We start from the raw sequence: 24459 nt of genomic DNA on the forward strand, positions 1-24459 counted from the left end.
GGCGGCCCGCGCACGCTGCCCGCGCACGCCGTCGAGGCGGCCCGCGCGCTCGGGCTGCCGGGCCGCCGCGTGACGGTGGCCGGGCTCGGGGTCTCCGGGATCCCGGCCGCCGAGGTGCTCGCCGCGCTGGGCGCGCGGGTCACCGTGGTGGACGGCGGCGACAGCGAGCGGCACCGCGCGCAGGCCGCCCCCCTGGAGGCGCTCGGCGTCGCCGTACGGCTCGGCGACGGAGCCACCCTGCCCGAGGGCACCGAACTGATCGTCACCTCCCCGGGCTGGAAGCCCACCAGTGCGCTCTTCACCGCCGCCGAGGCGGCCGGGGTCGAGGTCTGGGGCGACGTGGAGCTGGCCTGGCGGCTGCGCGGCGCGGCGGCTGCCCCCTGGCTCGCGGTCACCGGCACCAACGGCAAGACCACGACCGTGCAGATGCTCGCCTCGATCCTGGATGCCGCGGGCCTGCGCACCGCGGCCGTGGGCAACATCGGCACCCCGGTCCTGGACGTCGTGCTCTCCGACGAGCCGTACGACGTGCTCGCGGTCGAGCTGTCCAGCTACCAGCTGCACTGGGCGCCCTCCGTGCGCCCGCACTCCGCCGCGGTGCTCAACCTCGCCCCGGACCACCTCGACTGGCACGGCTCCATGGCGGCCTACGCCGCCGACAAGGGCCGTATCTACGAGGGCAACACGGTCGCCTGCGTGTACAACCTGGCCGACCCCGCGACCGAGGCGCTGGTGCGCGAGGCCGACGTCGAGGAGGGCTGCCGCGCGATCGGTTTCGGCCTCGGCAGCCCGCGCCCCTCCGAACTCGGCGTCGTGGACGGCATCCTGGTCGACCGGGCCTTCGCCCCCGAGCGGCACACCTCCGCCCAGGAGCTGGCGGAGATCTCCGACGTGAACCCGCCGGCCCCGCACAACATCGCCAACGCGCTGGCCGCGGCCGCCCTCGCCCGTGCCTTCGGCGTGCAGCCGGCCGCCGTCCGCGACGGACTGCGCGCCTTCCGCCCGGACGCCCACCGCATCGCGCACGCCGGCACCGTCGACGACGTCACGTACATCGACGACTCCAAGGCCACCAACACGCACGCCGCCGAGGCCTCCCTGGCCGCGTACGAGCACATCGTCTGGATCGCCGGCGGCCTCGCCAAGGGCGCGACGTTCGACGGGCTCGTCACGGGGGCCGCCAAGCGGCTGCGCGGTGTTGTGCTGATCGGCGCCGACCGGGCGCTCATCGGCGAAGCGCTCGCGCGACACGCCCCCGAGGTCCCGGTCGTCGACCTCGACCGCACCGACACTGGGGCGATGGCGGCCGCCGTCCGCGCAGCGCGGGACCTGGCCCACCCGGGCGACACGGTGCTCCTGGCCCCGGCCTGTGCATCGATGGACATGTTCGCGAACTACAACGTCCGCGGCGACGCGTTCGCCGAGGCCGTACGGGACCTGCGGGCCCCCGGCACCGGGCAGTAGCCGCAGGCCGCTCCGGCACGCACCGCGACCAAGGAGGGGACATGACGGCAGCCGACCACGGTGGCGCCCCCGGTTCTCGTTCCCGCAACGCGCTCGGCGCCCCCGCCCGCCCGGCGCGCCCGGCGGCGGCACTGCCCCGCCCGGGGCGCGCGCGGCCGCCCGCGCCCCGGCCCCCGCGGAGTCCGTCGCGGGGGAGCGCCCTGCGCGGCGCCAAGGTGGTCTTCGACCGGGTGAAGCGGGCCTGGGACCGCCCGTTGACGGCGTACTACGTGATCCTCGGCAGCAGCCTGCTGATCACCGTCCTCGGCCTGGTGATGGTCTTCTCCGCGTCCCAGATCAAGGCCCTGGAGTACGGGCTGCCCTCCACCTACTACTTCCGCAAGCAGCTCTTCGCGGCCGTGCTGGGCACCGGGCTGCTCGTCGTCGGGTCCCGGATCCCCGTGCGGCTGCACCGGGCACTGGCGTACCCGCTGCTGGTGGGCTCGGTCTTCCTGATGGCACTGGTACAGGTGCCGGGGATAGGGCAGTCGGTGCACGGCAACCAGAACTGGATCTACCTCGGCGGCCCGTTCCAGCTCCAGCCCAGTGAGTTCGGCAAGCTCGCCCTGGTGCTGTGGGGAGCGGACCTGCTGGCCCGCAAGGACGACAAGAAGCTGCTCGTGCAGTGGAAGCACCTGCTGATCCCGCTGGTGCCGATCGCCTTCCTGCTGCTCGGCCTCATCATGCTCGGCGGCGACATGGGCACCGCCATCATCCTGACCGCGATCCTCTTCGGCCTGCTGTGGATCGCCGGCGCCCCCACCCGGCTGTTCGCGGGCGTGCTGGCGGTGGCGGGGGTCATCGGCTTCCTGCTGATCAAGACCAGCGGCAACCGGATGGGCCGGCTCGCCTGCATCGGGGCCACCGATGTCACTCCCAGTGGCGGCTGCTGGCAGGCCGTGCACGGGATCTACGCCCTGGCCTCCGGCGGATGGTTCGGTTCCGGTCTGGGTGCGAGTGTGGAAAAATGGGGCCAACTGCCCGAACCGCACACCGACTTCATCTTCGCCGTGACCGGGGAGGAACTGGGCCTGGCGGGGACGCTGTCGGTGCTCGCCCTCTTCGCGGCTCTAGGCTATGCGGGTATCCGCGTGGCCGGTCGTACGGAGGACCCCTTCGTCAGGTTTGCCGCGGGTGGGGTGACGACGTGGATCACGGCTCAGTTCGTGGTCAACATCGGTGCGGTGCTCGGCCTGCTGCCGATCGCCGGCGTCCCGCTCCCGCTGTTCTCCTACGGGGGCTCGGCCCTCCTGCCGACCATGTTCGCGATCGGGCTGCTCATCTCCTTCGCAAGGAGCGAGCCCGGGGCGCGGGCGGCACTCAAGGCGCGGGGGCCCGGCTACTGGCCGGGGGCAATGACACGGACGATGAGGCGGTTCGTCGCACGGCGGCCGTCCAGGGAGCGGTGAATTTCGGTGCACGTCGTACTCGCCGGTGGGGGGACCGCCGGCCACATCGAGCCCGCGCTCGCGCTTGCCGATGCCCTGCGCAGGCAGGACCCGACCGTGGGGATCACCGCGCTGGGCACGGAACGGGGCCTGGAGACCCGGCTCGTGCCCGAGCGCGGCTATGAGCTGGCTCTGATCCCCGCCGTCCCGCTGCCGCGCAGGCCCACCCCCGAGCTGATCACGGTGCCCGGGCGGCTGCGCGGCACGATCAAGGCCGCGGAGCAGATCCTGGAGCGCACCAAGGCGGACGCGCTGGTCGGCTTCGGCGGCTATGTGGCGCTGCCCGGCTACCTGGCCGCCAAGCGGCTCGGTGTGCCGATCGTGGTGCACGAGGCCAACGCCCGTCCCGGCCTGGCGAACAAGATCGGCTCGCGCTACACCGAGCACGTCGCGGTGAGCACACCCGACAGCAAGCTCCGGCACTCCCGTTACATCGGCATCCCGCTGCGCCGCTCCATCGCCACGCTGGACCGTGTCGCGATGCGGGGCGAGGCGCGGGCCGCGTTCGGGCTCGACCAGACCCTGCCGACGCTGCTGGTCTCCGGCGGCTCGCAGGGCGCGCGGCGGCTCAACGAGGTGATCGCCTCCGTGGCGCCGCGACTTCAGCAGTCCGGCGTGCAGATCCTGCACGCGGTCGGCCCCAAGAACGAACTCCCGCAGGCCGACAATATGCCCGGCATGCCGCAGTACATCCCGGTGCCCTACCTGAACCGGATGGATCTGGCCTACGCGGCCGCCGACATGATGCTCTGCCGCGCCGGCGCCATGACCGTCGCCGAGCTGTCCGCCGTGGGCCTTCCCGCGGCCTATGTGCCGCTGCCCATCGGCAACGGCGAGCAGCGGCTCAACGCCCAGCCGGTGGTCAAGGCCGGCGGCGGCGTCATCGTCGACGACGCCGAACTCACCGCGGAATGGGTGCTGGGCCATGTCCTGCCGGTCCTGACCAATCCGCACCGACTGTATGAAATGTCCCGCGCCGCGGCCGAATTCGGCCGGCCGCACGCCGACGAGCTGCTCGTCGGCATGGTCCACGAGGCGATCGCGGCCCGTCGTCGCTGAGCCCGGTGGGTGGGCCCCGGCCCACCCACCGGCGTGCGCCCGCAGGTGAGCCGGGCGGGGCGGCTAGCCTGCTGCGCAGCGGACGAACCCACCCCCAACCCCCGGAGGCGAACGTGGCCGTACCGACGACCGCCGAGCCGGCCGCCGACCAGGGCGACGACGAGATCCAGCCGTCGCCGGGATCGGCCCGCCGCCGCCGTGCGATCACGCTCGCGGCGCTCGCCGCCGCCGGTCTGCTCACGGGCACGTCCGCCTGGCTGCTGTACGGCTCGGCCTGGCTGCGCGCGACGTCCGTCACCGTGACCGGCACCGACGTGCTGACACCGGACGAGGTACGGGACGCCGCCGAGGTGCCGCTGGACGGCCCGTTGGTCTCCGTGGACACCGACGCGGTGGCCGGCCGGCTGCGGGAACGCCTTCCGCGCATCGCGAATGTGACAGTGGAACGTTCATGGCCGCACACGATCGTTCTTAAAGTGACGGAGCGAACTCCCGCGGCCCTGGTGAAAGATGGCGGGAACTTCATCGAAGTGGACGCCGACGGCGTACGGTTCGCGAAGATCCGCGACCTCATCAAGGGTGTCCCCGTCATCGAATTGAACCCCGACCGCAACTCGGCGAGCTTTCGCCATTTCGGGACAAAGCGGCTCCTCGCCGCTGCCGTCCAGGTCGCCGCCGACCTCCCGAAAGCCGCCTACCAGCAGGCCCGTCTGATCGAAGTCCGCTCCTGGGACGACATCTCGGTGGAGCTGGCGGGCGGACGCACCGTGGTGTGGGGGAGCGTGGAGCGCGGCGAGGAAAAGGCGTTCGCGCTCGCGGCGCTCATGAAAGTCGAAGCGCATGCCGTCTTCTACGACGTGAGTGCCCCAACAGCCCCTGCGGCATCGGACGGTTGACGTCTCAGCCTTCCGTTCGACACCCTGGTTGGTCCGGCTCCTGCGTGATCACATAGGGTCAAAAGAAAAACGGGAGGTTCGGCGTGTTCGTTGAACGCGAACCGCTTGTCGATTTAGTGTCCTGTCCCAAAGAACGTGCGGGACAGACATACTGGTAACCCTAAACCTGAGGGTTAGGGTTCGGGTCGGCCGGCACCTCCCGACCGTCCCACAGGTATACGTAACTCGAGGCGAGAGGCCTTCGACGTGGCAGCACCGCAGAACTACCTCGCAGTCATCAAGGTCGTCGGCATCGGCGGCGGTGGCGTCAACGCCATCAACCGGATGATCGAGGTCGGTCTCAAGGGCGTCGAGTTCATCGCGATCAACACCGATGCACAGGCCCTGCTGATGAGCGACGCCGACGTGAAACTCGACGTCGGCCGCGAACTCACGCGCGGCCTCGGTGCCGGCGCCAACCCCGATGTCGGCCGCAAGGCCGCCGAGGACCACCGCGAGGAGATCGAAGAGGTGCTCAAGGGCGCCGACATGGTCTTCGTCACCGCGGGTGAGGGTGGCGGCACCGGCACCGGTGGCGCGCCTGTGGTCGCCAACATCGCCCGCTCGCTGGGCGCCCTCACGATCGGGGTGGTCACCCGCCCGTTCACCTTCGAGGGCCGCCGCCGCGCCAACCAGGCCGAGGACGGCATCGCCCAGCTGCGCGACGAGGTCGACACCCTCATCGTGATCCCCAACGACCGGTTGCTGTCCATCTCGGACCGCCAGGTGAGCGTGCTGGACGCCTTCCGGTCCGCCGACCAGGTGCTGCTCTCCGGTGTCCAGGGCATCACCGACCTGATCACCACCCCGGGCCTGATCAACCTCGACTTCGCCGACGTGAAGTCCGTGATGTCCGAGGCGGGTTCCGCTCTCATGGGGATCGGCTCGGCCCGCGGCGACGACCGCGCGGTCGCCGCCGCGGAGATGGCGATCTCCTCCCCGCTGCTCGAGGCGTCCATCGACGGCGCCCGGGGCGTCCTGCTGTCCATCTCCGGCGGCTCCGACCTCGGCCTGTTCGAGATCAACGAGTCGGCCCAACTGGTCAGCGAGGCCGCCCACCCCGAGGCCAACATCATCTTCGGCGCCGTCATCGACGACGCCCTGGGCGACGAGGTCCGGGTCACCGTCATCGCGGCCGGGTTCGACGGCGGCCAGCCCCCGACCCGCAGCAACCGGGACAAGGTGCTCGGGACGTACGGCGGCTCCCGCGACGAGAGCGGCAGCACGGCGACGCCCCCGGTCCGTCCGGCCACCCCGCCGGCCGAGCCCTCGCGTCCGGCCTTCGCGGGTCTGGGCAGTGTCACCCAGCGCGACGAGGAGCCGGCCCAGCCCGAGCCGGTGGCCGACGTCCCGGCCCAGCCCACCGCCCCGCAGGTTCCCCCGGCGCGTCCCTACCAGGACACCAGCGCCGAGGAACTCGACGTACCCGACTTCCTCAAGTAAGCACAGCCTCACGTGATAACGCACAACCACGCACGTCCGGGCGGCGCCCACTTCGCCTTCACCGACAGGTGGGGCGGGGTGAGCGCCGCTCCGTACGACAGCCTCAATCTCGGCGGTGCGGTCGGCGACGACCCGGCCGCCGTCCTCTCCAACCGCGACCTCGCCGCCCGTGAACTGGGCCTGGACCCGGCGCACGTGGTGTGGATGAAGCAGGTGCACGGCAACGACGTGGCCGTCGTCGCCGCCCCCTGGGGCGAACGGCGGGTGCCGGAGGTGGACGCGATCGTCACCACCCGGCCCGGTCTCGCGCTCGCGGTGCTGACCGCCGACTGCGTCCCCGTCCTGCTGGCCGACACCGAGGCCGGGGTCGTCGCCGCGGCCCACGCCGGCCGGCCGGGACTGGTCGCCGGTGTCGTCCCGGCGGCCGTCGAGGCGATGGTCGGACTCGGCGCCAGGCCGGAGCGGATCATCGCCGCCACCGGGCCGTCGGTCTGCGGCGCCTGCTACGAAGTGCCCGAGCAGATGCGGGAGGACGTGGCCTCGGCCGTTCCCGAGGCGCGGGCCACCACCAGCTGGGGCACCCCCTCCGTCGACGTCGCGGCCGGGGTGCACGCCCAACTCGCCCGTCTCGGCGTGCCCGCGGGTGAGAAATCACATATCTGCACCATGGAGTCGGGCGACCACTTCTCCTACCGCCGCGAGCGCACCACCGGTCGGCTCGCCGGATATGTCTGGCTGGACGGCGACCAGTGAGCGGCGCGCGCAATGACTGACGGAACGGAAGAACGACGGGCCGAACTCGCGGCCAACCTGGCCCGGGTGGAGCGGCGGATCGCCGACGCGTGCGCGGCGGCCGGCCGGGCCCGGGACGAGGTGACCCTGGTCGTGGTCACCAAGACCTACCCCGCAAGTGACGTCCGGATCCTGTCGGGACTGGGCGTCCGCGAGGTCGCGGAGAACCGCGACCAGGACGCCGCGCCCAAGGCGGCGGCCTGCGCCGACCTCCCGCTCACCTGGCACTTCGTGGGCCAGTTGCAGACCAACAAGGTGCGATCGGTGGTGGGTTATGCCGATGTCGTGCACTCGGTGGACCGCGTCCGACTGGTCGAGGCGCTGTCCGCCGCGGTCATGAAGTCCGACCGGGCGGGCCGCGAACTGGGCTGCCTCGTCCAGGTCGCGCTGGACGCCGAGTCGGGGGCCCAGGGTACCCGCGGCGGAATCGCACCGGATGCCGTCGAAGGGATCGCCGAAGCGGTGACTGCCGCTCCGGGCCTGCGACTTGACGGCCTCATGACGGTCGCGCCGCTGGCCGGGGCCTACGCCGGTCAACCCCGCGCCGCGTTCGGCCGGCTGGCGGAAATCTCATCCTGCCTGCGCGAGATGCATCCTGCTGCGAACATGGTCTCGGCAGGGATGAGCGCGGATCTCGAAGAGGCCGTTGCCGCAGGTGCGACACACGTACGCATCGGTAGCGCGGTACTCGGAGTCCGGACCGGGCTCCGGTAACGTCACCAACCAAGTCGGACCACACAAAAAATATGGTCTTTCCCCGCTGAGAGGACGCAGAGCATGGCCGGCGCGATGCGCAAGATGGCGGTCTACCTCGGCCTCGTGGAGGACGACGGGTACGACGGCCCGGGATTCGACCCGGACGACGAGTTCGAGCCCGAGCCGGAGCCGGAGCGTCCCCGCCGGTCGCACCAGCCGCACCAGCCGCACCCGTCCCACCAGCCGCCGCACCAGACGCAACCGGAGGAGCCGGCACGCCTCGTGCACCCGCCGGTCCCCCGGGAACCACGGATCGCCCCAGTGGCATCCATCACACAAGAACGCCATAGCCTGGAGAAGAACGCACCGGTGATCATGCCTAAGGTCGTGTCCGAACGAGAGCCGTACCGGATCACGACACTCCACCCCCGGACGTACAACGAAGCCCGTACCATCGGGGAACACTTCCGCGAGGGCACCCCGGTGATCATGAATCTGACGGAGATGGACGACACAGACGCAAAGCGACTTGTCGACTTCGCCGCCGGTCTGGTCTTCGGGCTGCACGGGAGCATCGAGCGGGTGACGCAGAAGGTGTTTCTGCTGTCGCCTGCTAACGTCGATGTCACGGCGGAGGACAAGGCCCGCATCGCCGAGGGCGGGTTCTTCAATCAGAGCTGAGATACGCAACCGCACGAAACCGGCCGCGAGGCCCATGGACAGGCAGAGGAGAGGGAAGCGCGATGGACATCGCACTCCAGGTGCTGTGGATCGCGTTGATGTGCTTCCTGCTTGTCCTGATCTTCCGGTTGGTGATGGACTATGTCTTCCAGTTCGCCCGATCGTGGCAGCCTGGGAAGCCCATGGTGGTCGTCCTGGAGACCACCTACACTGTCACCGATCCGCCACTCAAGCTTCTGCGGCGGTTCATTCCGCCGCTGCGTCTCGGGGGCGTGGCGCTCGACCTGTCCTTCTTCGTATTGATGATCATCGTGTACATCCTGCTCACCGTCGTGGGGGGCTTGAGATGACCGATGCGGGCTCCCGATATGTCGACGATCACGTTGAGGTGAAGAGATGCCACTGACCCCCGAGGACGTGCGGAACAAGCAGTTCACGACCGTCCGCCTCCGAGAAGGCTATGACGAGGACGAGGTGGACGCCTTCCTCGACGAGGTCGAGGCGGAACTGACCAGGCTGCTGCGCGAGAACGAGGATCTGCGCGCGAAGCTGGCCGCGGCCACGCGCGCCGCTGCCCAGAACCAGCAGCAGGGCATGCGCAAGCCCGAGCCGCAGGACGGCCGCGGCGGCCCCGGGGCCCCCGTGCCCGCCGCCATATCCGGACCGCAGCCGGTGCCGCCGCAGCAGATGGGCGGCCCCCAGGGACCCGGCAGTGGCCTCGCCCTGCCCGCCGGGCCCAGCGCTCAGCAGGGCCACATGGGGCAGCACCCCATGCAGCAGCAGGGTCTGCAGCAGCAGGGTCCCGGCCACATGGGCCAGCACCCGATGCAGCAGCAGGGTCCCGGTCCCATGCAGGGCGGCCACCCGATGCAGCAGGGTCCCGGCCACATGGGCCAGCACCCGATGCAGCAGCAGGGTCCCGGCCCCATGCAGGGCGGCCACCCCATGCAGCAGCAGGGCCCCGGCGGCGACAGCGCTGCCCGCGTGCTCTCGCTCGCGCAGCAGACGGCCGACCAGGCGATCGCCGAGGCGCGCGCCGAGGCCAACAAGATCGTCGGTGAGGCCCGCAGCCGTGCCGAGGGTCTGGAGCGCGACGCCCGCGCCAAGGCGGACGCGCTCGAGCGGGACGCGCAGGAGAAGCACCGCGTGGCCATGGGCTCGCTCGAGTCCGCCCGCGCGACGCTGGAGCGCAAGGTCGAGGACCTGCGCGGCTTCGAGCGCGAGTACCGCACCCGTCTGAAGTCCTACCTGGAGAGCCAGCTGCGCCAGCTGGAGAACCAGGCCGACGACTCGCTCGCCCCGCCGCGGACCTCCGCGGCCCCCTCCCTGTCCTCCGGTTCCGGCGGTATGGGCGGCATGGGCGGCGGCACCATGGGCGGCGGCATGGCCACGGCCGGTGCCGGCACCATGGGCGGCGGCCAGAGCTACGGCGGCCAGGGCATGGGCGGCCACAGCGGCCCCAACCCGACCTACGGCGGCCAGCAGCAGATGTCCCCCGCCATGACGCAGCCGATGGCACCGGTCCGGCCGCAGGGCCCGGCTCCGCTGCAGCAGGCGCCCACGCCGATGCGCGGGTTCCTGATCGACGAGGACGACAACTAGTCGCAGGGTCGCTCACGCACCACCGCACGACACAGGGCCGGGCCCCCAGGGAATCACTTCCCTCGGGGGCCCGGCCCTTGTGCGTGGCCTGCTGCGTCCCGGTGCGCCCTTCGCGCCGCCGAGGTCTCCAGGCCCCCTTGCCGGGGCACGGCGGCCGCTCCGGACGCACAAAGGAGCCGCCCCCGCCCACGGTGCTGTGGACGGGGGCGGCGGGGTGCCGGAACACCCGGATGGAGCAAGCCGGGCCGGCGGACCCGGCGCGGGTCCCGCGCCGGGTCGGCCGGACTTCCGTCAGGTGCCTACCGCTTGCGGAGGTGGAAGGTGAGGCCGAGGGCCTCGTCGGTGAAGGCGGGGCCGTAGCCGTCCTCGGGACCGCCGGCGGCGAAGTCCGTCGCGAGGACCTCGTCCGCGACGAGCCCCGCGTGCTCCTCCAGGGCCGAGGCCAGCTCCGCGTCCGCGGCGGCCCAGCGCAGCGCGATGCGGTCGGCGACGTCCAGGCCGCTGTTCTTGCGTGCCTCCTGGACGAGCCGGATCACGTCACGGGCCAGCCCCGCCCGGCGCAGCTGCGGGGTGACCTCCAGGTCGAGCGCCACGGTCGCGCCGGAGTCGGAGGCGACCGACCAGCCCTCGCGCGGGGTCTCGGTGATGATCACTTCCTCCGCCGACAGGGCGACCGGCTCGCCGTCCACCACGACGGAGGCCGTGCCCTCGCGCAGGCCGAGCGACAGCGCCGCGGCCTCGCACTCGGCGATGGCCTTGGCGACGGCCTGGACGCCCTTGCCGAACCGCTTCCCGAGCGCGCGGAAGTTGGCCTTGGCCGTGGTGTCCACCAGGGAGCCGCCGACCTCGCTGAGGGACGCCAGCGAGAGGACGTTCAGCTCCTCGGCGATCTGCGCCCGCAGTTCCTCGCCCAGCGACTCGAAGCCCGCCGCGGCCACCAGCGCCCGCGAGAGGGGCTGACGGGTCTTGACCCCGGACTCCGCACGCGTTGCCCGGCCCAGCTCCACCAGACGCCGTACGAGGGCCATCTGCTCGGACAGGGCGGGGTCGACGAGCGCCTCGTCCACCGTCGGCCAGCTCGTCAGGTGCACGGACTCCGGTGCGCCCGGGGCGACCGGGACGACCAGGTCCTGCCAGACGCGCTCGGTGATGAACGGCACCAGGGGGGCCATCAGCCGGGTCACGGTCTCGACGACGTCGTGCAGGGTGCGCAGCGCCGCCCTGTCGCCCTGCCAGAAGCGGCGGCGGGAGCGGCGGACGTACCAGTTGGACAGGTCGTCCACGAAGGAGGAGAGCAGCTTGCCGGCCCGCTGGGTGTCGTACGACTCCAGCGCGCCGGTGACCTCGCGCACCAGGGTGCCGAGTTCGCCGAGCAGCCAGCGGTCCAGCAGCGGGCGGTCGGCGGGCGCCGGGTCGGCCTCACCGGGGGCCCAGCCCGCGGTGCGGGCGTACAGGGCCTGGAAGGCGACGGTGTTCCAGTAGGTCAGCAGCGTCTTGCGGACGACCTCCTGGATCGTGCCGTGGCCGACCCGGCGGGCCGCCCAGGGCGAGCCGCCGGCCGCCATGAACCAGCGCACGGCGTCGGCGCCGTGCTGGTCCATGAGCGGGATGGGCTGGAGGATGTTGCCCAGGTGCTTGGACATCTTCCGGCCGTCCTCGGCGAGGATGTGGCCCAGGCAGACCACGTTCTCGTAGGAGTTCCGGTCGAAGACCAGGGTGCCGACCGCCATCAGCGTGTAGAACCAGCCGCGGGTCTGGTCGATCGCCTCGGAGATGAACTGCGCGGGGAAGCTGCGCTCGAAGACCTCCTTGTTGCGGTACGGGTAGCCCCACTGCGCGAACGGCATGGAACCGGAGTCGTACCAGGCGTCGATGACCTCGGGCACGCGCGTGGCGGCGCCCTGGCACTGCGGGCAGGCGAAGGTGACGTCGTCGATGAAGGGGCGGTGCGGGTCGAGGCCGGTCTGGTCGGTGCCGGTCAGCTCCGACAGCTCGGTCAGCGAGCCGACGCAGGTGAGGTGGCCCTCCTCGCAGCGCCAGATGGGCAGCGGAGTGCCCCAGTACCGGTTCCGGGACAGCGCCCAGTCGATGTTGTTGTTCAGCCAGTCGCCGAACCGGCCGTGCTTGACCGCCTCGGGGTACCAGTTGGTGCGCTCGTTCTCGCGCAGCAGCGCGTCCTTGACCGCGGTCGTCCTGATGTACCAGGACGGCTGCGCGTAGTAGAGCAGCGCGGTGTGGCAGCGCCAGCAGTGCGGGTAGCTGTGCTCGTACGGCAGGTGCCGGAAGAGCAGACCGCGCTCCTGGAGGTCGGCCACCAGGGCCTCGTCGGCCTTCTTGAAGAACTGGCCGCCGACGAGCTCCAGTTCCTCCTCGAAGGTGCCGTCGGGGCGCACCGGGTTGACCACGGGCAGGCCGTAGGCGCGGCAGGTCTTGAGGTCGTCCTCACCGAACGCGGGCGACTGGTGGACCAGACCCGTGCCGTCCTCGGTGGTGACGTACTCGGCGTTGACGACGTAGTGCGCGTTCTCGATCTCGACCAGCGCGAACGGGCGCCGGTACGTCCAGCGCTCCATCTCGCGGCCGGTGAAGCTCTGTCCGGTGGGCTCCCAGCCCTCACCGAGCGCCTTGCCGAGCAGCGGCTCGGCGACGACCAGCTTCTCGGAGTCGTCGGTGCCCTTCGTCGCCACCACATAGGTGACGTCGGGGTGCGCCGCGACGGCGGTGTTGGACACCAGCGTCCAGGGCGTGGTCGTCCACACCAGGAGCGCGGCCTCGCCGGCGAGCGGGCCGGAGGTGAGCGGGAAGCGCACGAAGACCGAGGGGTCGACCACGGTCTCGTAGCCCTGGGCGAGTTCGTGGTCGGACAGGCCGGTGCCGCAGCGCGGGCACCAGGGCGCGACGCGGTGGTCCTGGACGAGCAGGCCCTTGTCGAAGATCTGCTTCAGCGACCACCAGACGGACTCGATGTACTCGGGGTCCATCGTGCGGTAGGCCTCGTCGAGGTCGACCCAGTAGCCCATACGGGTCGTCAGCTCGGCGAAGGCGTCGGTGTGCCGGGTCACCGACTCCCGGCACTTGGCGTTGAACTCGGCGATGCCGTATGCCTCGATGTCCTTCTTGCCGGTGAAGCCGAGCTCCTTCTCGACGGCGAGCTCCACGGGGAGGCCGTGGCAGTCCCAGCCGGCCTTGCGGGTCACATGGTGGCCCTGCATGGTCTTGAAGCGGGGGAAGACGTCCTTGAAGACGCGGGCCTCGATGTGGTGCGCGCCGGGCATGCCGTTGGCCGTCGGCGGGCCCTCGTAGAAGACCCATTCCGGCTTGCCCTGGGTCTGCTCCAGCGAACGGGCGAAGACCTTGTTCTCCTGCCAGAACGCGAGCACTTCGTGCTCCAGCGCGGGCAGGTCGACCTGGGCGGGGACCTGGCGGTACTGCGTCATCGGATTCTGCCTCCGGCGGACACGTCATTGGTGCGTGCGTATTCCGTCGGAGGGACGAGAGCCGGCAGCTGCGCCGGTCCCGCGGTACCACCCTCCTTGGCGGCGGGCGGGCCCCTGGCGGGGTCGTTCCGCAGCCCCCTCATTGGGGTTGCGCTACCGGGTCTACTCGCCCTCGCGGGCTTTCTTCCGGCGGCTCCGGGGTGATCTTCACGTCGCGCACACCCCCGGGCTTCCACCGTCCCCGGGTCGCTATGGGCTGCGTGCGGCGCTACTCGTCCCCTTCCACGCCTTTCGCTCAGGCCAGTGTACTGGGGTCGCCCGCGCCGAAGGCCAGGCATTGAGGGGGCCGCCCCGGGCCGGGTCGCCCGCGGGGCCGGAGTGACCCGAATGGCCGGGTGCGCCCCCCGCTACCGGTCGGTACCGGAATACCTGGCGGAGAGCTGGGCACAACGGATGCATGCCCGCCTCCCGACCGGGCAAGGCGGGCGAATCCGGCGGCGTGCCCCGTTGCCGCGGGTCCGGGGCCGATTTATCGTTCCGGCACGATTCGCGTGCAAGATCACAATATGTGAAGGGGCCGCGACCATGGTGGGGAAGAAGGCCACCGCCACGAAGAAGGCGACGGCGAAGAAGGCGACACCCAGGGCCGCCACCGCGGGCCGCGGGAAAGCCGCGCCCAAAGCCGCGGTCGAACGCCCCGCCCCTTCCGCGCCCGCACGCAGGACGGCCGCCGCGTCCCCCAAGGCGGGGAAGGCCGCGAAGAAGACCGCGAAGCCCGGCAAGGCGACGGCCCCGGTGGAGGCGCCCGCGAAGAGCCCGGCGAAGAGCCGCGCCAAGGCTCCCGCGAAGGCCCCGGCCAAGGCCCCGGCCAAGGCTGTGAGGGCCGCTTCCGCGACCCCCGCGAAGAAATCGGCGTCCTCCGGAAAGGCGAAATCCGTCACAAAGGCGGCATCCTCGAAGGGGACGGCATCCGAGAAGCCGCCCGCCAGGAAGACGGCCGGTGCCGTGAAGCAGACCGCGGAAGGCGCGCGGAGGACCGCGGTCAAGGCCGCAGGGAAGAGAGCTGCCGTGGCGGAGGCCGAGAAGACCACGACGACGGCGCCCACACGCGCCGCGGGCCAGTCGGGCAAGGCCGGCAAGACGGCGGGACGGGCGGCCCACAGGACCGCGCCCCCCGCGAAGAAGACCGCCCCCGCGGCGGAGAAGGCGCCGGCGGCCAAGAAGGCCGCCGCCGCGCCGAAGAAGACCGCGAAGGCGGGGCGGACGGCCGGGCCCCCCAAGGAGTCCGGGCCGGCGAAGTCCGGCGCGACCGCGAAGACCGACGCGACCGCGAAGGCCACGAAAAAGGGAGCCAAGAAGGTGGTAGCGAAGAAGACCGCGGCCGGTACGGCCGCATCAGGGGGGTCCGCCTCCGCGGTGCCCACGGCCCGTATCGCCCGGCCGACCGGCATCGTCGCCCCCGGCGACCTGCCGGTCCGCCCCGGCGAGGAGCCCTGGTCCGCCGAGGAGGTGGACGCGGCCCGCGCCGAGCTGCTGGCCGAGATGGACCGGCTCCGGACGGAGATCTCGACCTCGGAGGACGCCATCACCGGCCTGCTGCGCGACTCCGGCGACGGCGCCGGTGACGACCAGGCCGACACCGGCACCAAGAACATCACCCGCGAGCACGAAATGGCGCTCACCGCCAACGCCCGCGAGATGCTCGCCCAGACCGAGCACGCGCTGGAACGGCTCGACTCCGGTACGTACGGGCTGTGCGAGTCCTGCGGGGAGCCCATCGGCAAGGCGCGGATGCAGGCCTTCCCCCGCGCCACGCTGTGCGTCGACTGCAAGCAGCGGCAGGAGCGCCGCTACTGAGATTTCGCGGGGGCAGCGCCCGGCCGCCCCCGCCGTTCGGACGTGTGTGCCGTAACCTCGTCAGCGTCAGGATCAGGCCTGGCCGGGACATCGGGGCTGAAGGACTCACATGGCGAAGGCACAGGAGACGGCGACGGACACGGCGGACGAGCCGACCGGTGGCACGGAAGCGACCGTCCCCAAGGGGCCGCGGCGCGTCGCCGTGCTGCTCGGTGTGGCGGCCCTGGCGTACACCCTGGACCTGCTGTCCAAGATCTGGGTGGTGACGCGCCTGGAGGGGCGTGAGCCGATCGACGTGTTCGGGCACTACCTGCGCCTGGAGGCGGTCCGCAACGCGGGCGCGGCCTTCGGTTTCGGGCAGGGCATGACGATCGTCTTCACCGTGATCGCGGTCACGGTCATCGTGGTGATCGCGCGCATCGCGCGGAAGCTGCACAGCGTGCCGTGGGCGATCGCGCTCGGGCTGCTGCTCGGCGGCGCCTTCGGCAACCTCACCGACCGGGTGTTCCGGGCGCCGGGCTTCTTCCAGGGGCACGTGGTCGACTTCGTCGCCCCCGCCCACTTCGCCGTCTTCAACCTCGCCGACTCGGCGATCGTCTGCGGCGGCATCCTGATCGTCCTGCTCTCCTTCCGGGGCCTCGACCCGGACGGCACGGTCCACAAGGACTGACGGCCGCCGGGCCGCCGGGCCGCCAGGCCGCCGGGCCGCCGAAGACCGGCCGGAACGCGCGGGCGGGGAAGCACCGGTCACCCATCCGGCATACTCGACCAGGTGAGTATGTCTGCCGAAGTTCGGTCCCTCCCTGTTCCCGATGGTCTCGAAGGCGAGCGTGTCGACGCCGCCATCGCCCGCATGTTCGGTTTCTCCCGGACGAAGGCCGCCGAGCTGGCGGCGTCGGGGAAGGTGACGATCGACGGCAGCACCGCGGGAAAGTCGGACCGCGTCTCGGGCGGCGCCTGGCTGGAGGTCGAGCTGCCGGCCCCGCCGCGGCCCGTGGAGATCGTCGCCGAGCCGGTGCCGGGCATGCGCATCGTCCACGACGACGAGCACGTGGTCGTCGTCGACAAGCCGGTGGGCGTCGCGGCGCACCCCAGCCCCGGCTGGACCGGTACCACCGTCATCGGCGGCCTGGCGGCGGCCGGCTACCGGATCTCCACCTCCGGCGCTGCGGAGCGCCAGGGCATCGTGCACCGGCTGGACGTCGGCACCTCCGGTCTCATGGCCGTGGCCAAGTCGGAGATCGCCTACAGCGACCTCAAGCAGCAGTTCCGCGAGCGGACCGTCGACAAGCGCTACCACGCCCTCGTCCAGGGCCACCCCGACCCGCTGAGCGGCACCATTGACGCGCCGATCGGCCGCCACCCCACCCACGACTACAAGTGGGCCGTGACCGCGGACGGCAAGCCCAGCGTGACGCACTACGACCTGGTCGAGGCGTTCCGCGCCGCCTCGCTGCTGGACATCAAGCTGGAGACCGGCCGCACCCACCAGATCCGCGTGCACATGGCCGCCCACCGCCACCCCTGCGCCGGCGACCTGACCTACGGCGCCGATCCGACCCTCGCCAAACGGCTGGGGCTGGCACGCCAGTGGCTGCACGCGGTGCGCCTGGGCTTCACGCACCCCGGGGACGGCACCTGGGTCGAGTTCGAGAGCGACTACCCCGAGGACCTCCAGCACGCCCTCGACATCGTGCGGGGCGACAGTGCCTGAGACCTACACGATCCGGGTGCCCGAGGGCCCGGACGACCTGAAGGCGTACTTCGCCGTGCGGCACGAGGTCTTCGTGCTGGAGCAGAAGGTGCCCGCCGACCTGGAGTACGACGAACTCGACGCGACCGCCGTCCATGTGGTGGCGATCGGCCCCGACGGCGCGCTGGGCGCCGGCCGGCTGCTCCCCGGCGCGGACGGCACCGGTGTGCTGGGCCGTCTCGCCGTGCTCTCCGCGGCCCGCGGGCTGGGCCTGGGGGCGGCACTGGTGCGGGCCGTGGAGGAGCAGGCCCGGCTGCGCGGACTGCACACCGTCGAACTGCACGCACAGGTCCACGCCCTCGGCTTCTACGAGCGCCTGGGCTACGCGTCCTACGGCGAGGAGTACGAGGAGGCGGGCATCGCCCACCGCTCCATGAGGCGCGCGCTGTGACGGGCTGACCGGGACCGGCTCGGCGGACATGTCACGCTAGGGGCGTGGATCAACTCGCGCTGTTCTTCGCCCTGATGCTCGCGGCCATCATCATGGTGCCGCTGGGCGACCGGCTGGGGCTGCCGTCGCCCGTCCTCATGACACTGCTCGGGGTCGTGCTGGCCCTGCTGCCGTTCGTGCCCAATGTGCAGATCGACCCGGCGCTCATCCTGCCGCTCGTGCTGCCGCCGCTGCTCTACGCCTCCGTCCAGCGCACCTCGTGGCGGCAGTTCGCCGCCAACAAGAGGGCGATCTTCCTGCTCGCCGTCGCCCTGGTGCTCATCACCACGGCGGCCGTGGGCGGCATCGCCAGCGCCGTCGTCCCCGGCATCTCTCTGGCCGGTGCCGTCGCGCTCGGCGCGCTCGTCGCCCCTCCGGACCCGGTGGCGGCCACCGCCGTGGCGGGGCGGCTCGGGCTTCCCCGGCGCATGGTCTCCACGCTGGAGGGCGAGGGGCTGTTCAACGACGTCACCGCGATCGTGGTCTACAACGTGGCCGTCGCCGCCGCCGTCACGGGCGCCTTCTCCTGGCCGGAGGCGCTCGGCGAACTGCTGCTGTCGGCGGTCGTCGCGGTCGTGGTGGGCCTCGCCCTGGGCTGGATGGCCTCCAAACTGATGGGGGTCGTGGGCGACCCGACCCTCCAGATCGGGCTGTCGCTGCTCGTCCCCTTCGCGGCGTACGCCATCGCCGACGAGGCCCACGGCTCCGGCGTCCTCGCCGTCCTCACCACCGCGCTCTTCCTGGCCGAGCACGCCGTGGACGCCGACGACGTGACGGGCCGGCTGGTCGGCGCCACCTTCTGGGAGGTCGTCGACACCCTCGTCACCGGCGTCGCCTTCGGCCTCATCGGCCTGGAACTGCACAACGTCTTCGGGGTCGGTGCCGGGCGCTGGGGAACGATGGTCGGCCACGCGGCGCTCGTCGTCGGCGCGGTGATCGTCGTACGGCTCGCGTACCTGCTGCCCGCCTCCCTGCTGGCCAGGAAGCTGCACAAACGGCGCGACCTGGACGAGGACATCCCCATGAGCGGGCGCGAGACCCTCGTCATGTGGTGGTCCGGCATGCGCGGAGTGGCGTCCGTCGCCCTGGCCCTGGCCATCCCGCACACCAGTGACAACGGCGACGCGTTCCCGGCGCGCGACGAGATCCTCTTCATCGCGTTCGCCGTCGTCCTGACCACCCTGGTGCTCCAGGGCCTCACTCTGCCGTGGGTCGTCAGACGGCTCGGGGTCAGCAGCGACACCCAGATCGAGCACGACATGGAGATGCTGCTCGCGCTGCGCGCCATGGCGGCCGCCAAGCAGCGGCTGAAGGAGGTGGAGGCGACCGAGAGCTTCCCCGAGGAGGTCTCCGAGCTCCTCCACCGCCGCGCCTTCGACGTCGGGGCGCGGATCTGCCCCGACATCGTCGACGACGACAAGCGCGACCGGCACACCGCGCGGGTGGGCCGCATCAGGACCCTGGAGCGCGTGCAGCGGGACATGCTCTCCGCGGCCCGGCACGAGATCCTGGCCGCCCGCAGCGAACCCGGCTACGACCCGGAGATCGTCGACCGGGTGCTGCGCCAGCTCGACGTCCGCAGCCTGCGGGTGTCCCGCTAGCGCGTCCCGGTGTCCCGGCGTCCCGGTGTCCGGCTAACGGGCGCCGGGGCCCGGCCCGATGTCGCTCGCGTCCGGCGTCGCCTGCTCGCGTTCCGGGGCCTCGGCAAGGCCCGGTGCCTGGGCGGTGTTGATGCGGGGCAGGGCGTACGGGTGCTCACGGCGCAGCCAGTCGATCATCTGCTCGCGCACCACGCAGCGCACCGTCCAGATGTCGTCCGCGTCCTTCGCCGTGGCCAGCGCCCGCACCTGGATCGTGGTGGGGGTCGCGTCCGTCACCACCAGGCCCCAGGCCCGGCCGTCCCACTGCGGGCACTCCTTGAGGACCTCCTGCAGCCGGGCGCGCATCAGGTCCACGGGAGTGGTGTGGTCGAGGTGGAAGTAGACGGTGCCCGTCATCCGGGCGTCGCCGCGCGACCAGTTCTCGAAGGGCTTGCTGGTGAAGTACGACACCGGCATGGTGATCCGCCGCTCGTCCCAGGTGCGGACCACGAGATAGGTCAGGGTGATCTCCTCGACCGTCCCCCACTCGCCCTCCACCACCACGGCGTCGCCGATCCGCACCATGTCGCCGAAGGCGATCTGCAGCCCCGCGAACAGGTTCCCCAGCGTCGACTGGGCCGCGATACCCGCCACGATGCCGATCAGGCCCGCGGAGGCCAGCACGGACGCCCCGAAGCCGCGCATGGCGGGGAACGTCAGCAGCATTGCCGCCACCGCGACCACACCGACCACCGCCGACACCGCCCGCTGGATCAGTGACACCTGCGTGCGCACCCGGCGCACCCGCGCCGCGTCCTGCGCCCCGGAGGCGTACCGCGAGTACGAGGCCTCCACGATCGCGGCCGCGACCCGGACCACCAGCCAGGCGCAGGCCCCGATCAGCACCAGGGTCAGCACCTGGCCGACCGCTTGCGTGTGGCCGCGGGCAAGATGCGCCTGCTCGTACGAACCCCGCAGCAGGGAGCTGCCGATCACCAGTTGCAGCGGCAGCCTGGCGCGCCGCAGCAACTGCCACAAGGGGGTCTCGGGGTGACGGGCGTCGGCGCGGCGCAGCGCGTGGTCGACGGCCCAGCCCACGGCAAGAGTCACGATGAGGGAGCCGCCCACCACGCCCAGCGGCCGTACGACGGAGTCCATGGTCTCGACGGTAACGGGCATGATGGAGCCCGTACCCCGATCGTGCACCACCCATGGGACGTGAGATTGTGACCTCCGGCATGACCATCGTGCTCTTCCACTCGGCCTACGGACTCCGTCCCGCCGTGCACGCCGCCGCCGACCGGCTGCGCGCCGCCGGGCACGAGGTGCACGTGCCCGACCTGTACGAGGGCCGGACCGCCGGGACCGTCGAAGAGGGCATGGCCATCAAGGACGAGATCGGCCGCGACGAGCTGCTGATGCGCGCCGTCACCGTCTCCGGTCCGCTCTCCGAACGCGGCCTCGTCTACGCGGGCTTCTCCCTCGGCGGCTCCATCGCCCAGAACCTCGCCCTCGCCGACGACAACGCCCGCGGCCTCCTGCTGCTGCACGGTACGTCCGACATCGCCGACGACGCCTCGACCGGCATGCCCGTCCAGCTGCACGTCGCCGAGCCGGACCCCTTCGAGCCCGACGACTGGCTGAACGCCTGGTACCTGCGCATGCGCAAGGCCGGCGCCGACGTGGAGGTCCACCGCTACCGCGGCGCGGGCCACCTGTTCACCGACCCCGGCCTCGACGACTACGACGCCGAGGCCACCGAGCGCGCGTGGGCGATCGCCCTGGACTTCCTCGCGGACATCGCGGCGGACGCGCAGTAGCAGGGCGGGGCCGCAACTACCCTGCTCCCAGCGGCCGTTGTCAGTGCCGGATGGGATCATCCGGCCATGGGTGCTCTCTACGGCTACTACTCCGCCGGCGACGACCGGGACGCGGTCCGCGCCGTGCTCCGCGCAGAGGTCCACGACGACGGCGCGGCCCTCGCCCCCGACTACGACCAGCTCGTGGTCGAGGGCGTCGACCCGGTGCTCGAACTCCTCCCCGCTGAGGTACTGATCACCGGCCGTGCGCCCGAGGACGTCCAGACCGACCCCCGCCGCGGCGCGCTGGTCGGCATGGCCGGCGACGGCGGGGTCGTCGCCGTCTCCCTGACCGACACCTTCCGCGACGCCCTCGCCGCGTTCGACCCCCGCCTGCTGGAGGACGTCGCCGTCGGCTGGGCCCGCACCTCGCGCACCCCGGCCGTCCCCGGCGCCTCCCGCGCGGAGTTGGACCCCCGCGCCCTCGGGGTCTTCCTCAAGGACCTCGCCGCCCTCGCCGGCCGCGCCCGCTCCACCGGCCGCCGCCTCTACTGCTGGATCTGCCCCTGACGGGCCCGGCCCGCCGGGCCACAGTGCGGAGCACCGAGTCGCCGACACGGGGGAGAGCTGCTGTCTTCCCGGACGCGGGAACCGACGGCCGGCGCATCGAGCAGGCGACGCACAACCACCCCTTCACGTCGGGCAAGCCGTACGACGGACAGGCCGCGGACCGGTGTCCTGGCGGGGTGCGGCCGGGAGGCCGTGAGAGAGTCGGCGGGTGCTGATGCCTCGTGAGAACACCCACTTCGTGCTGGGACCCGTGCCGCTCCTCCTGCTCGCCGGAGCGCCGATCCACTCCGCACTGCCCGGGCTGCACGCGCCCGGGGGCAGGATGCCGTCGTGCCCCGAGTGGCGCCTCATGCCGAAGCTCACCATGTCGGTGGTCGACGGCCCCGGCGACGCGGGATGCCTGGTCCAGGGCGCCCGGTCGCAGGAGGAGGCCGAGGCCATGGCCCAGTGGTGCGGAGCGGCGGAGCAGGCCGGGGGAGCCGTCGTCGTCTCCCTGGACTCCTTCGACGTTCCGCCCGAGGACATCGACTGGGAGGAACTCTTCACCGGCGGCCGGTCGCGGGGCGGATTCGTCGCCATGGCGTGAGCGCACCCGGTGTCAGGTCCGGGTGTCAGGTCCGGGCGTCCGCCGGCTCGATCCCCGGCGGGAAGCCGTGGACGCCCGGGAGGACGACGGAGCCGTCCGGGATGTCGAGGGGGCAGACGCCCCAGCGGCGGGCGATGTCCATGACGTCGTCCTCGCCGGGCGTGGCCTCGTACCAGGCGTCCCAGTCGGCCTCCTGCCAGTCCTGCCGCCGCTCCTCCATCCGGCGCAGCCCGACGCCGAGTTCCCTCTCGACGTCGGTGGGCTCGCCGAGCCGGAGCGGGATGTCGTCGTGCATCCCGACGCAGCAGTACGCGCGGGTCAGCTCACCGGCGTCGACCCGGGCCCAGGCGTGGAACTCGCTCACGCGCTCGGTGGTGAAGAACTGGAGGTCGCCAAGGCGTGCGCCCAGCGACCGGAGCCAGTCGGGAAAGCCCGGCTCGGTCGCGTCGGTCCCCGCCGGCAGATGGACGCGGCCGTGCGCGATCGTCCACGCGGCGACGGGCCGTGCCACGAAGACCCCCTGCCGGTAGGCCGCCTCGGTGCCGTCCTGCCAGCCCATGGCCCGGCGGTGCCGCAGCCCGAGGGCGTCCGCCACCTCCTCGGGCCCGGCGTCCCGGACCGCGAGCCAGGACGTCTTGTAGCCGATTCCCATGTCCCCTCCCGTCGCGACGACTCGAAGCGCGCGCCCTACAAGTGCCGCATCCACAGATTGCTCTCGGAGTACGTTCCCAGGTCGCGCTCGCGGTCGATCTCGACGGGGTCGAGGGCGTCCGGCACGACATAGCGTCCGGTCTGCGGGAAGGCCATGCCGGCCCACTCCTCCCACTCCGCGACGGTGCCGGGGACGACCATGGAACGCGGAGCGCTGGCGAGGACGGTCGCCCCGAGCCGCTGGTGGGTGCGGATCCACGGATCGAGGTGCAGGCCGTCCGCACGTGTCCAGCGGGCGAAGTCCTCCATCGAGGTCAGCGGATAACGCGCCTTGAGGGCCGGACGCACCGGCACGATCACCCGGCGCAGTCCGGCTTCGGCCGCGCGCCCGCGCAGCGCGGTGAGGACCTCCCCGGCCAGCCCGCGGCCCGCGTGCCCGGGCAGCACGGTGGCGGCCATGACGCAGAGCGTGTCGGGTGCGAAGGACGCCTCGTGCTCGGCCACCGAACGCTCCAGGGCGTCGTCGTAGCCCTCCGGCAGCGTGTCCACGTCCCCGTCCCACCGCAGGGCCACCGCGGCGGCGTTGGCGACCACCTCGCCGTCCTGCACGAGGAGCACGTCGAAGCGCGGGAAGTAGGCCGACGCCCGGCGGCGGCACCTTCCCGAGACCGGGGAATGCAGGACGAAGGCCGGCCAGCGGTCGCGCAGCGCGACCTTGACCTGCTGGTACAGCTCGGGTTGCTCACTGGTCGTCAGGATCTCGGTCGCGGGCACCCGTGGATCCTAGGGCGACGCGCCGTTCCCCGCACAGGGCCCGGCAGCCTGTGGCGGGCTTCCGTCCGTCTGCCGACGGGCGGCGTCGCGGGCTTCGACGATGCGGGTCTGCACCTCCAGGACCACGTCGTGGAGGCGCCCGGGCAGCACGTGCTCGCGCGCCATCCACTCGTCGAGGCGGGGACGCAGGAGCCTGACCGCCCAGAGCCCTTGACGTCGCAGGACGGAGCGGCTGACCGAGATCTCCTCCTGGACCTCCCGGCGCAGTTCGTCGGTCCAGCCCTGCTCGCGGTCGGCACGTTCCAGCGGGGCCTTGAGGACCGTCACGGCGAGGGCGAGAGATTCCGGCAGATCCATCGGCAGGTGCCCGTCCAGGAGAACGACGAGGGATCCGGCAAGCCGCAGGCCTGCACGGGACGCCCATCATTCCCCATGCGGGCCGTGCCGCAGGGGCAATCCCGCCGACCACGGGCTGCAACCTGCGCCGGTGGACGCGACAACGGCTCGCAGCGAACGTGAGGGTGGACCCCTCCGGCGGCGTTCATGACCGGCCGCAGCGGCGCGTCGGCACCGTCGTGCGGCATCACGTCGAGGACGTCGTGGTGCTCGTGACGACGAGCGGGTTCACCCCGCCGGCGCTCGAGTTCGCACACGAGCGGGGCGTGCGGACCGTCGACGGCGCAGCCGTCGAGTGGGACCGCCGCGGATACGCGCCGTTCCCGTGAATCGCACGACGCCGAAGCCCCGCCGCTGCGATGCGGCGGGGCTTTCGTGGTGTCCGGTCAGCATTACTCGATTACTCGCCTGCCTTGATGATTGCCGCAGGCACCGAAATGAACTCGCCCATTTCTGCTGGTCATCGA

The 24459-nt window shown here is 72.0% G+C and carries 25 protein-coding genes; 19 read left to right on the forward strand and 6 right to left on the reverse strand.

All coding sequences use genetic code 11. The features are described from left to right. The first annotated feature begins 54 nt into the window (after positions 1-54). The 10 genes from murD (at position 55) to ACIP64_RS11395 (ending at position 10159) form a co-directional block, all read left to right on the forward strand. Positions 55-1464: a UDP-N-acetylmuramoyl-L-alanine--D-glutamate ligase gene (murD, locus tag ACIP64_RS11350; RefSeq protein WP_401584742.1), complete on the forward strand. Its 1410-nt coding sequence runs from the start codon at positions 55-57 to the stop codon at positions 1462-1464. Positions 1465-1505: 41 nt separating this feature from the next. After that, positions 1506-2912: a putative lipid II flippase FtsW gene (gene ftsW / locus ACIP64_RS11355; protein ID WP_401584123.1), complete on the forward strand. Its 1407-nt coding sequence runs from the start codon at positions 1506-1508 to the stop codon at positions 2910-2912. A gap of 6 nt (positions 2913-2918) precedes the next feature. Beyond that, the gene (gene murG / locus ACIP64_RS11360; RefSeq protein ID WP_401584126.1) at positions 2919-4010 is read left to right on the forward strand and encodes an undecaprenyldiphospho-muramoylpentapeptide beta-N-acetylglucosaminyltransferase; all 1092 of its coding nucleotides are present in this window, start codon (positions 2919-2921) and stop codon (positions 4008-4010) included. Between the two features lie 113 nt (positions 4011-4123). Further along, the gene (locus ACIP64_RS11365) at positions 4124-4906 is read left to right on the forward strand and encodes a cell division protein FtsQ/DivIB (RefSeq protein ID WP_401584129.1); all 783 of its coding nucleotides are present in this window, start codon (positions 4124-4126) and stop codon (positions 4904-4906) included. A 246-nt stretch (positions 4907-5152) separates the two neighbouring features. Then, positions 5153-6388: a cell division protein FtsZ gene (gene ftsZ / locus ACIP64_RS11370; protein WP_401584132.1), complete on the forward strand. Its 1236-nt coding sequence runs from the start codon at positions 5153-5155 to the stop codon at positions 6386-6388. 15 nt (positions 6389-6403) lie between these two features. Next, entirely contained in the window at positions 6404-7141 is a 738-nt protein-coding gene (gene pgeF / locus ACIP64_RS11375; RefSeq protein WP_401584745.1) for a peptidoglycan editing factor PgeF, read from the forward strand. Between the two features lie 12 nt (positions 7142-7153). Continuing rightward, positions 7154-7894 carry a YggS family pyridoxal phosphate-dependent enzyme gene (locus ACIP64_RS11380; RefSeq protein WP_401584134.1) on the forward strand — a complete coding sequence of 247 codons (741 nt, stop codon included), beginning with the start codon at positions 7154-7156 and terminating at the stop codon, positions 7892-7894. Between the two features lie 63 nt (positions 7895-7957). Next, positions 7958-8557, forward strand: coding sequence for a cell division protein SepF (locus ACIP64_RS11385; protein ID WP_360911931.1), 600 nt, complete (start codon positions 7958-7960; stop codon positions 8555-8557). A 62-nt stretch (positions 8558-8619) separates the two neighbouring features. After that, positions 8620-8907 carry a YggT family protein gene (locus ACIP64_RS11390; protein WP_319661048.1) on the forward strand — a complete coding sequence of 96 codons (288 nt, stop codon included), beginning with the start codon at positions 8620-8622 and terminating at the stop codon, positions 8905-8907. A gap of 46 nt (positions 8908-8953) precedes the next feature. Then, the gene (locus ACIP64_RS11395) at positions 8954-10159 is read left to right on the forward strand and encodes a DivIVA domain-containing protein (RefSeq protein ID WP_401584139.1); all 1206 of its coding nucleotides are present in this window, start codon (positions 8954-8956) and stop codon (positions 10157-10159) included. 299 nt (positions 10160-10458) lie between these two features. On the opposite strand, the gene ileS is transcribed toward ACIP64_RS11395, so the two are convergent. Together ileS and ACIP64_RS11405 are read right to left on the reverse strand one after the other, a co-directional pair. After that, positions 10459-13596, reverse strand: a complete 3138-nt coding sequence (gene ileS / locus ACIP64_RS11400) for an isoleucine--tRNA ligase (protein ID WP_401584142.1) — start codon at positions 13594-13596, stop codon at positions 10459-10461. Positions 13597-14003: 407 nt separating this feature from the next. Further along, on the reverse strand, positions 14004-14642 hold the full coding sequence (locus ACIP64_RS11405) for a hypothetical protein (protein WP_401584145.1): 639 nt from the start codon (positions 14640-14642) through the stop codon (positions 14004-14006). A gap of 22 nt (positions 14643-14664) precedes the next feature. Between ACIP64_RS11405 and ACIP64_RS11410 the strand changes: the two genes are divergently transcribed. From ACIP64_RS11410 to ACIP64_RS11430, 5 genes are all read left to right on the forward strand, one after another. After that, positions 14665-15453: a TraR/DksA family transcriptional regulator gene (locus tag ACIP64_RS11410; protein ID WP_401584148.1), complete on the forward strand. Its 789-nt coding sequence runs from the start codon at positions 14665-14667 to the stop codon at positions 15451-15453. Positions 15454-15562: 109 nt separating this feature from the next. Then, positions 15563-16123 carry a signal peptidase II gene (lspA, locus tag ACIP64_RS11415; RefSeq protein WP_360911941.1) on the forward strand — a complete coding sequence of 187 codons (561 nt, stop codon included), beginning with the start codon at positions 15563-15565 and terminating at the stop codon, positions 16121-16123. 108 nt (positions 16124-16231) lie between these two features. Beyond that, positions 16232-17167 (forward strand): RluA family pseudouridine synthase, encoded by a 936-nt coding sequence (locus tag ACIP64_RS11420; protein ID WP_401584150.1) that lies wholly within the window; start codon positions 16232-16234, stop codon positions 17165-17167. Beyond that, a complete protein-coding gene (locus tag ACIP64_RS11425) occupies positions 17160-17597 on the forward strand; it encodes a GNAT family N-acetyltransferase (protein ID WP_401584152.1) in 438 nt (145 codons plus the stop codon). The genes ACIP64_RS11420 and ACIP64_RS11425 overlap by 8 nt, the downstream gene beginning before the upstream one ends. Before the next feature lie 44 nt (positions 17598-17641). Continuing rightward, the gene (locus ACIP64_RS11430) at positions 17642-19237 is read left to right on the forward strand and encodes a Na+/H+ antiporter (protein ID WP_401584155.1); all 1596 of its coding nucleotides are present in this window, start codon (positions 17642-17644) and stop codon (positions 19235-19237) included. Positions 19238-19270: 33 nt separating this feature from the next. Here the strand turns inward: ACIP64_RS11430 and ACIP64_RS11435 are convergent, their stop codons facing one another. Then, a complete protein-coding gene (locus ACIP64_RS11435) occupies positions 19271-20374 on the reverse strand; it encodes a mechanosensitive ion channel family protein (RefSeq protein WP_401584747.1) in 1104 nt (367 codons plus the stop codon). A gap of 80 nt (positions 20375-20454) precedes the next feature. Here ACIP64_RS11435 and ACIP64_RS11440 point away from each other — a divergent pair, with 80 nt between their 5' ends. From ACIP64_RS11440 to ACIP64_RS11450, 3 genes are all read left to right on the forward strand, one after another. Next, complete coding sequence (locus ACIP64_RS11440; protein ID WP_401584749.1) at positions 20455-21036, forward strand: dienelactone hydrolase family protein; 582 nt, start codon at positions 20455-20457, stop codon at positions 21034-21036. 66 nt (positions 21037-21102) lie between these two features. Continuing rightward, positions 21103-21585, forward strand: a complete 483-nt coding sequence (locus tag ACIP64_RS11445; protein ID WP_401584157.1) for a hypothetical protein — start codon at positions 21103-21105, stop codon at positions 21583-21585. Positions 21586-21799: 214 nt separating this feature from the next. Continuing rightward, positions 21800-22171: a hypothetical protein gene (locus ACIP64_RS11450; RefSeq protein ID WP_401584751.1), complete on the forward strand. Its 372-nt coding sequence runs from the start codon at positions 21800-21802 to the stop codon at positions 22169-22171. Positions 22172-22196: 25 nt separating this feature from the next. Here the strand turns inward: ACIP64_RS11450 and ACIP64_RS11455 are convergent, their stop codons facing one another. The 3 genes from ACIP64_RS11455 to ACIP64_RS11465 are packed head-to-tail and all read right to left on the reverse strand — an operon-like array spanning position 22197 to position 23953. After that, complete coding sequence (locus tag ACIP64_RS11455; RefSeq protein ID WP_401584160.1) at positions 22197-22823, reverse strand: hypothetical protein; 627 nt, start codon at positions 22821-22823, stop codon at positions 22197-22199. A 35-nt stretch (positions 22824-22858) separates the two neighbouring features. Then, a complete protein-coding gene (locus tag ACIP64_RS11460) occupies positions 22859-23596 on the reverse strand; it encodes a hypothetical protein (protein ID WP_401584163.1) in 738 nt (245 codons plus the stop codon). Positions 23597-23605: 9 nt separating this feature from the next. Further along, a complete protein-coding gene (locus tag ACIP64_RS11465; protein ID WP_401584165.1) occupies positions 23606-23953 on the reverse strand; it encodes a hypothetical protein in 348 nt (115 codons plus the stop codon). Between the two features lie 158 nt (positions 23954-24111). Here ACIP64_RS11465 and ACIP64_RS11470 point away from each other — a divergent pair, with 158 nt between their 5' ends. After that, complete coding sequence (locus tag ACIP64_RS11470) at positions 24112-24321, forward strand: restriction endonuclease (RefSeq protein WP_401584168.1); 210 nt, start codon at positions 24112-24114, stop codon at positions 24319-24321. The last annotated feature ends 138 nt before the right edge of the window (positions 24322-24459 follow it).

It is taken from the genome of Streptomyces sp. NPDC088733 (assembly GCF_044751185.1).
Classification (GTDB): Bacteria; Actinomycetota; Actinomycetes; order Streptomycetales; family Streptomycetaceae; genus Actinacidiphila.

What these genes read in the sequence shown, in the direction of transcription:
- ftsW (WP_401584123.1), top strand. Translation starts at nt 1,506, where the DNA reads ATGACGGCAGCCGACCACGGTGGCGCCCCCGGTTCTCGTTCCCGCAAC.
- ACIP64_RS11380 (WP_401584134.1), top strand. Translation starts at nt 7,154, where the DNA reads ATGACTGACGGAACGGAAGAACGACGGGCCGAACTCGCGGCCAACCTG.
- ACIP64_RS11385 (WP_360911931.1), top strand. Translation starts at nt 7,958, where the DNA reads ATGGCCGGCGCGATGCGCAAGATGGCGGTCTACCTCGGCCTCGTGGAG.
- ACIP64_RS11390 (WP_319661048.1), top strand. Translation starts at nt 8,620, where the DNA reads ATGGACATCGCACTCCAGGTGCTGTGGATCGCGTTGATGTGCTTCCTG.
- ACIP64_RS11395 (WP_401584139.1), top strand. Translation starts at nt 8,954, where the DNA reads ATGCCACTGACCCCCGAGGACGTGCGGAACAAGCAGTTCACGACCGTC.
- ileS (WP_401584142.1), bottom strand. Translation starts at nt 13,596, where the DNA reads ATGACGCAGTACCGCCAGGTCCCCGCCCAGGTCGACCTGCCCGCGCTG.
- lspA (WP_360911941.1), top strand. Translation starts at nt 15,563, where the DNA reads ATGGCGAAGGCACAGGAGACGGCGACGGACACGGCGGACGAGCCGACC.
- ACIP64_RS11420 (WP_401584150.1), top strand. Translation starts at nt 16,232, where the DNA reads ATGTCTGCCGAAGTTCGGTCCCTCCCTGTTCCCGATGGTCTCGAAGGC.
- ACIP64_RS11435 (WP_401584747.1), bottom strand. Translation starts at nt 20,374, where the DNA reads ATGGACTCCGTCGTACGGCCGCTGGGCGTGGTGGGCGGCTCCCTCATC.
- ACIP64_RS11440 (WP_401584749.1), top strand. Translation starts at nt 20,455, where the DNA reads ATGACCATCGTGCTCTTCCACTCGGCCTACGGACTCCGTCCCGCCGTG.
- ACIP64_RS11445 (WP_401584157.1), top strand. Translation starts at nt 21,103, where the DNA reads ATGGGTGCTCTCTACGGCTACTACTCCGCCGGCGACGACCGGGACGCG.
- ACIP64_RS11450 (WP_401584751.1), top strand. Translation starts at nt 21,800, where the DNA reads ATGCCTCGTGAGAACACCCACTTCGTGCTGGGACCCGTGCCGCTCCTC.
- ACIP64_RS11455 (WP_401584160.1), bottom strand. Translation starts at nt 22,823, where the DNA reads ATGGGAATCGGCTACAAGACGTCCTGGCTCGCGGTCCGGGACGCCGGG.
- ACIP64_RS11465 (WP_401584165.1), bottom strand. Translation starts at nt 23,953, where the DNA reads ATGGATCTGCCGGAATCTCTCGCCCTCGCCGTGACGGTCCTCAAGGCC.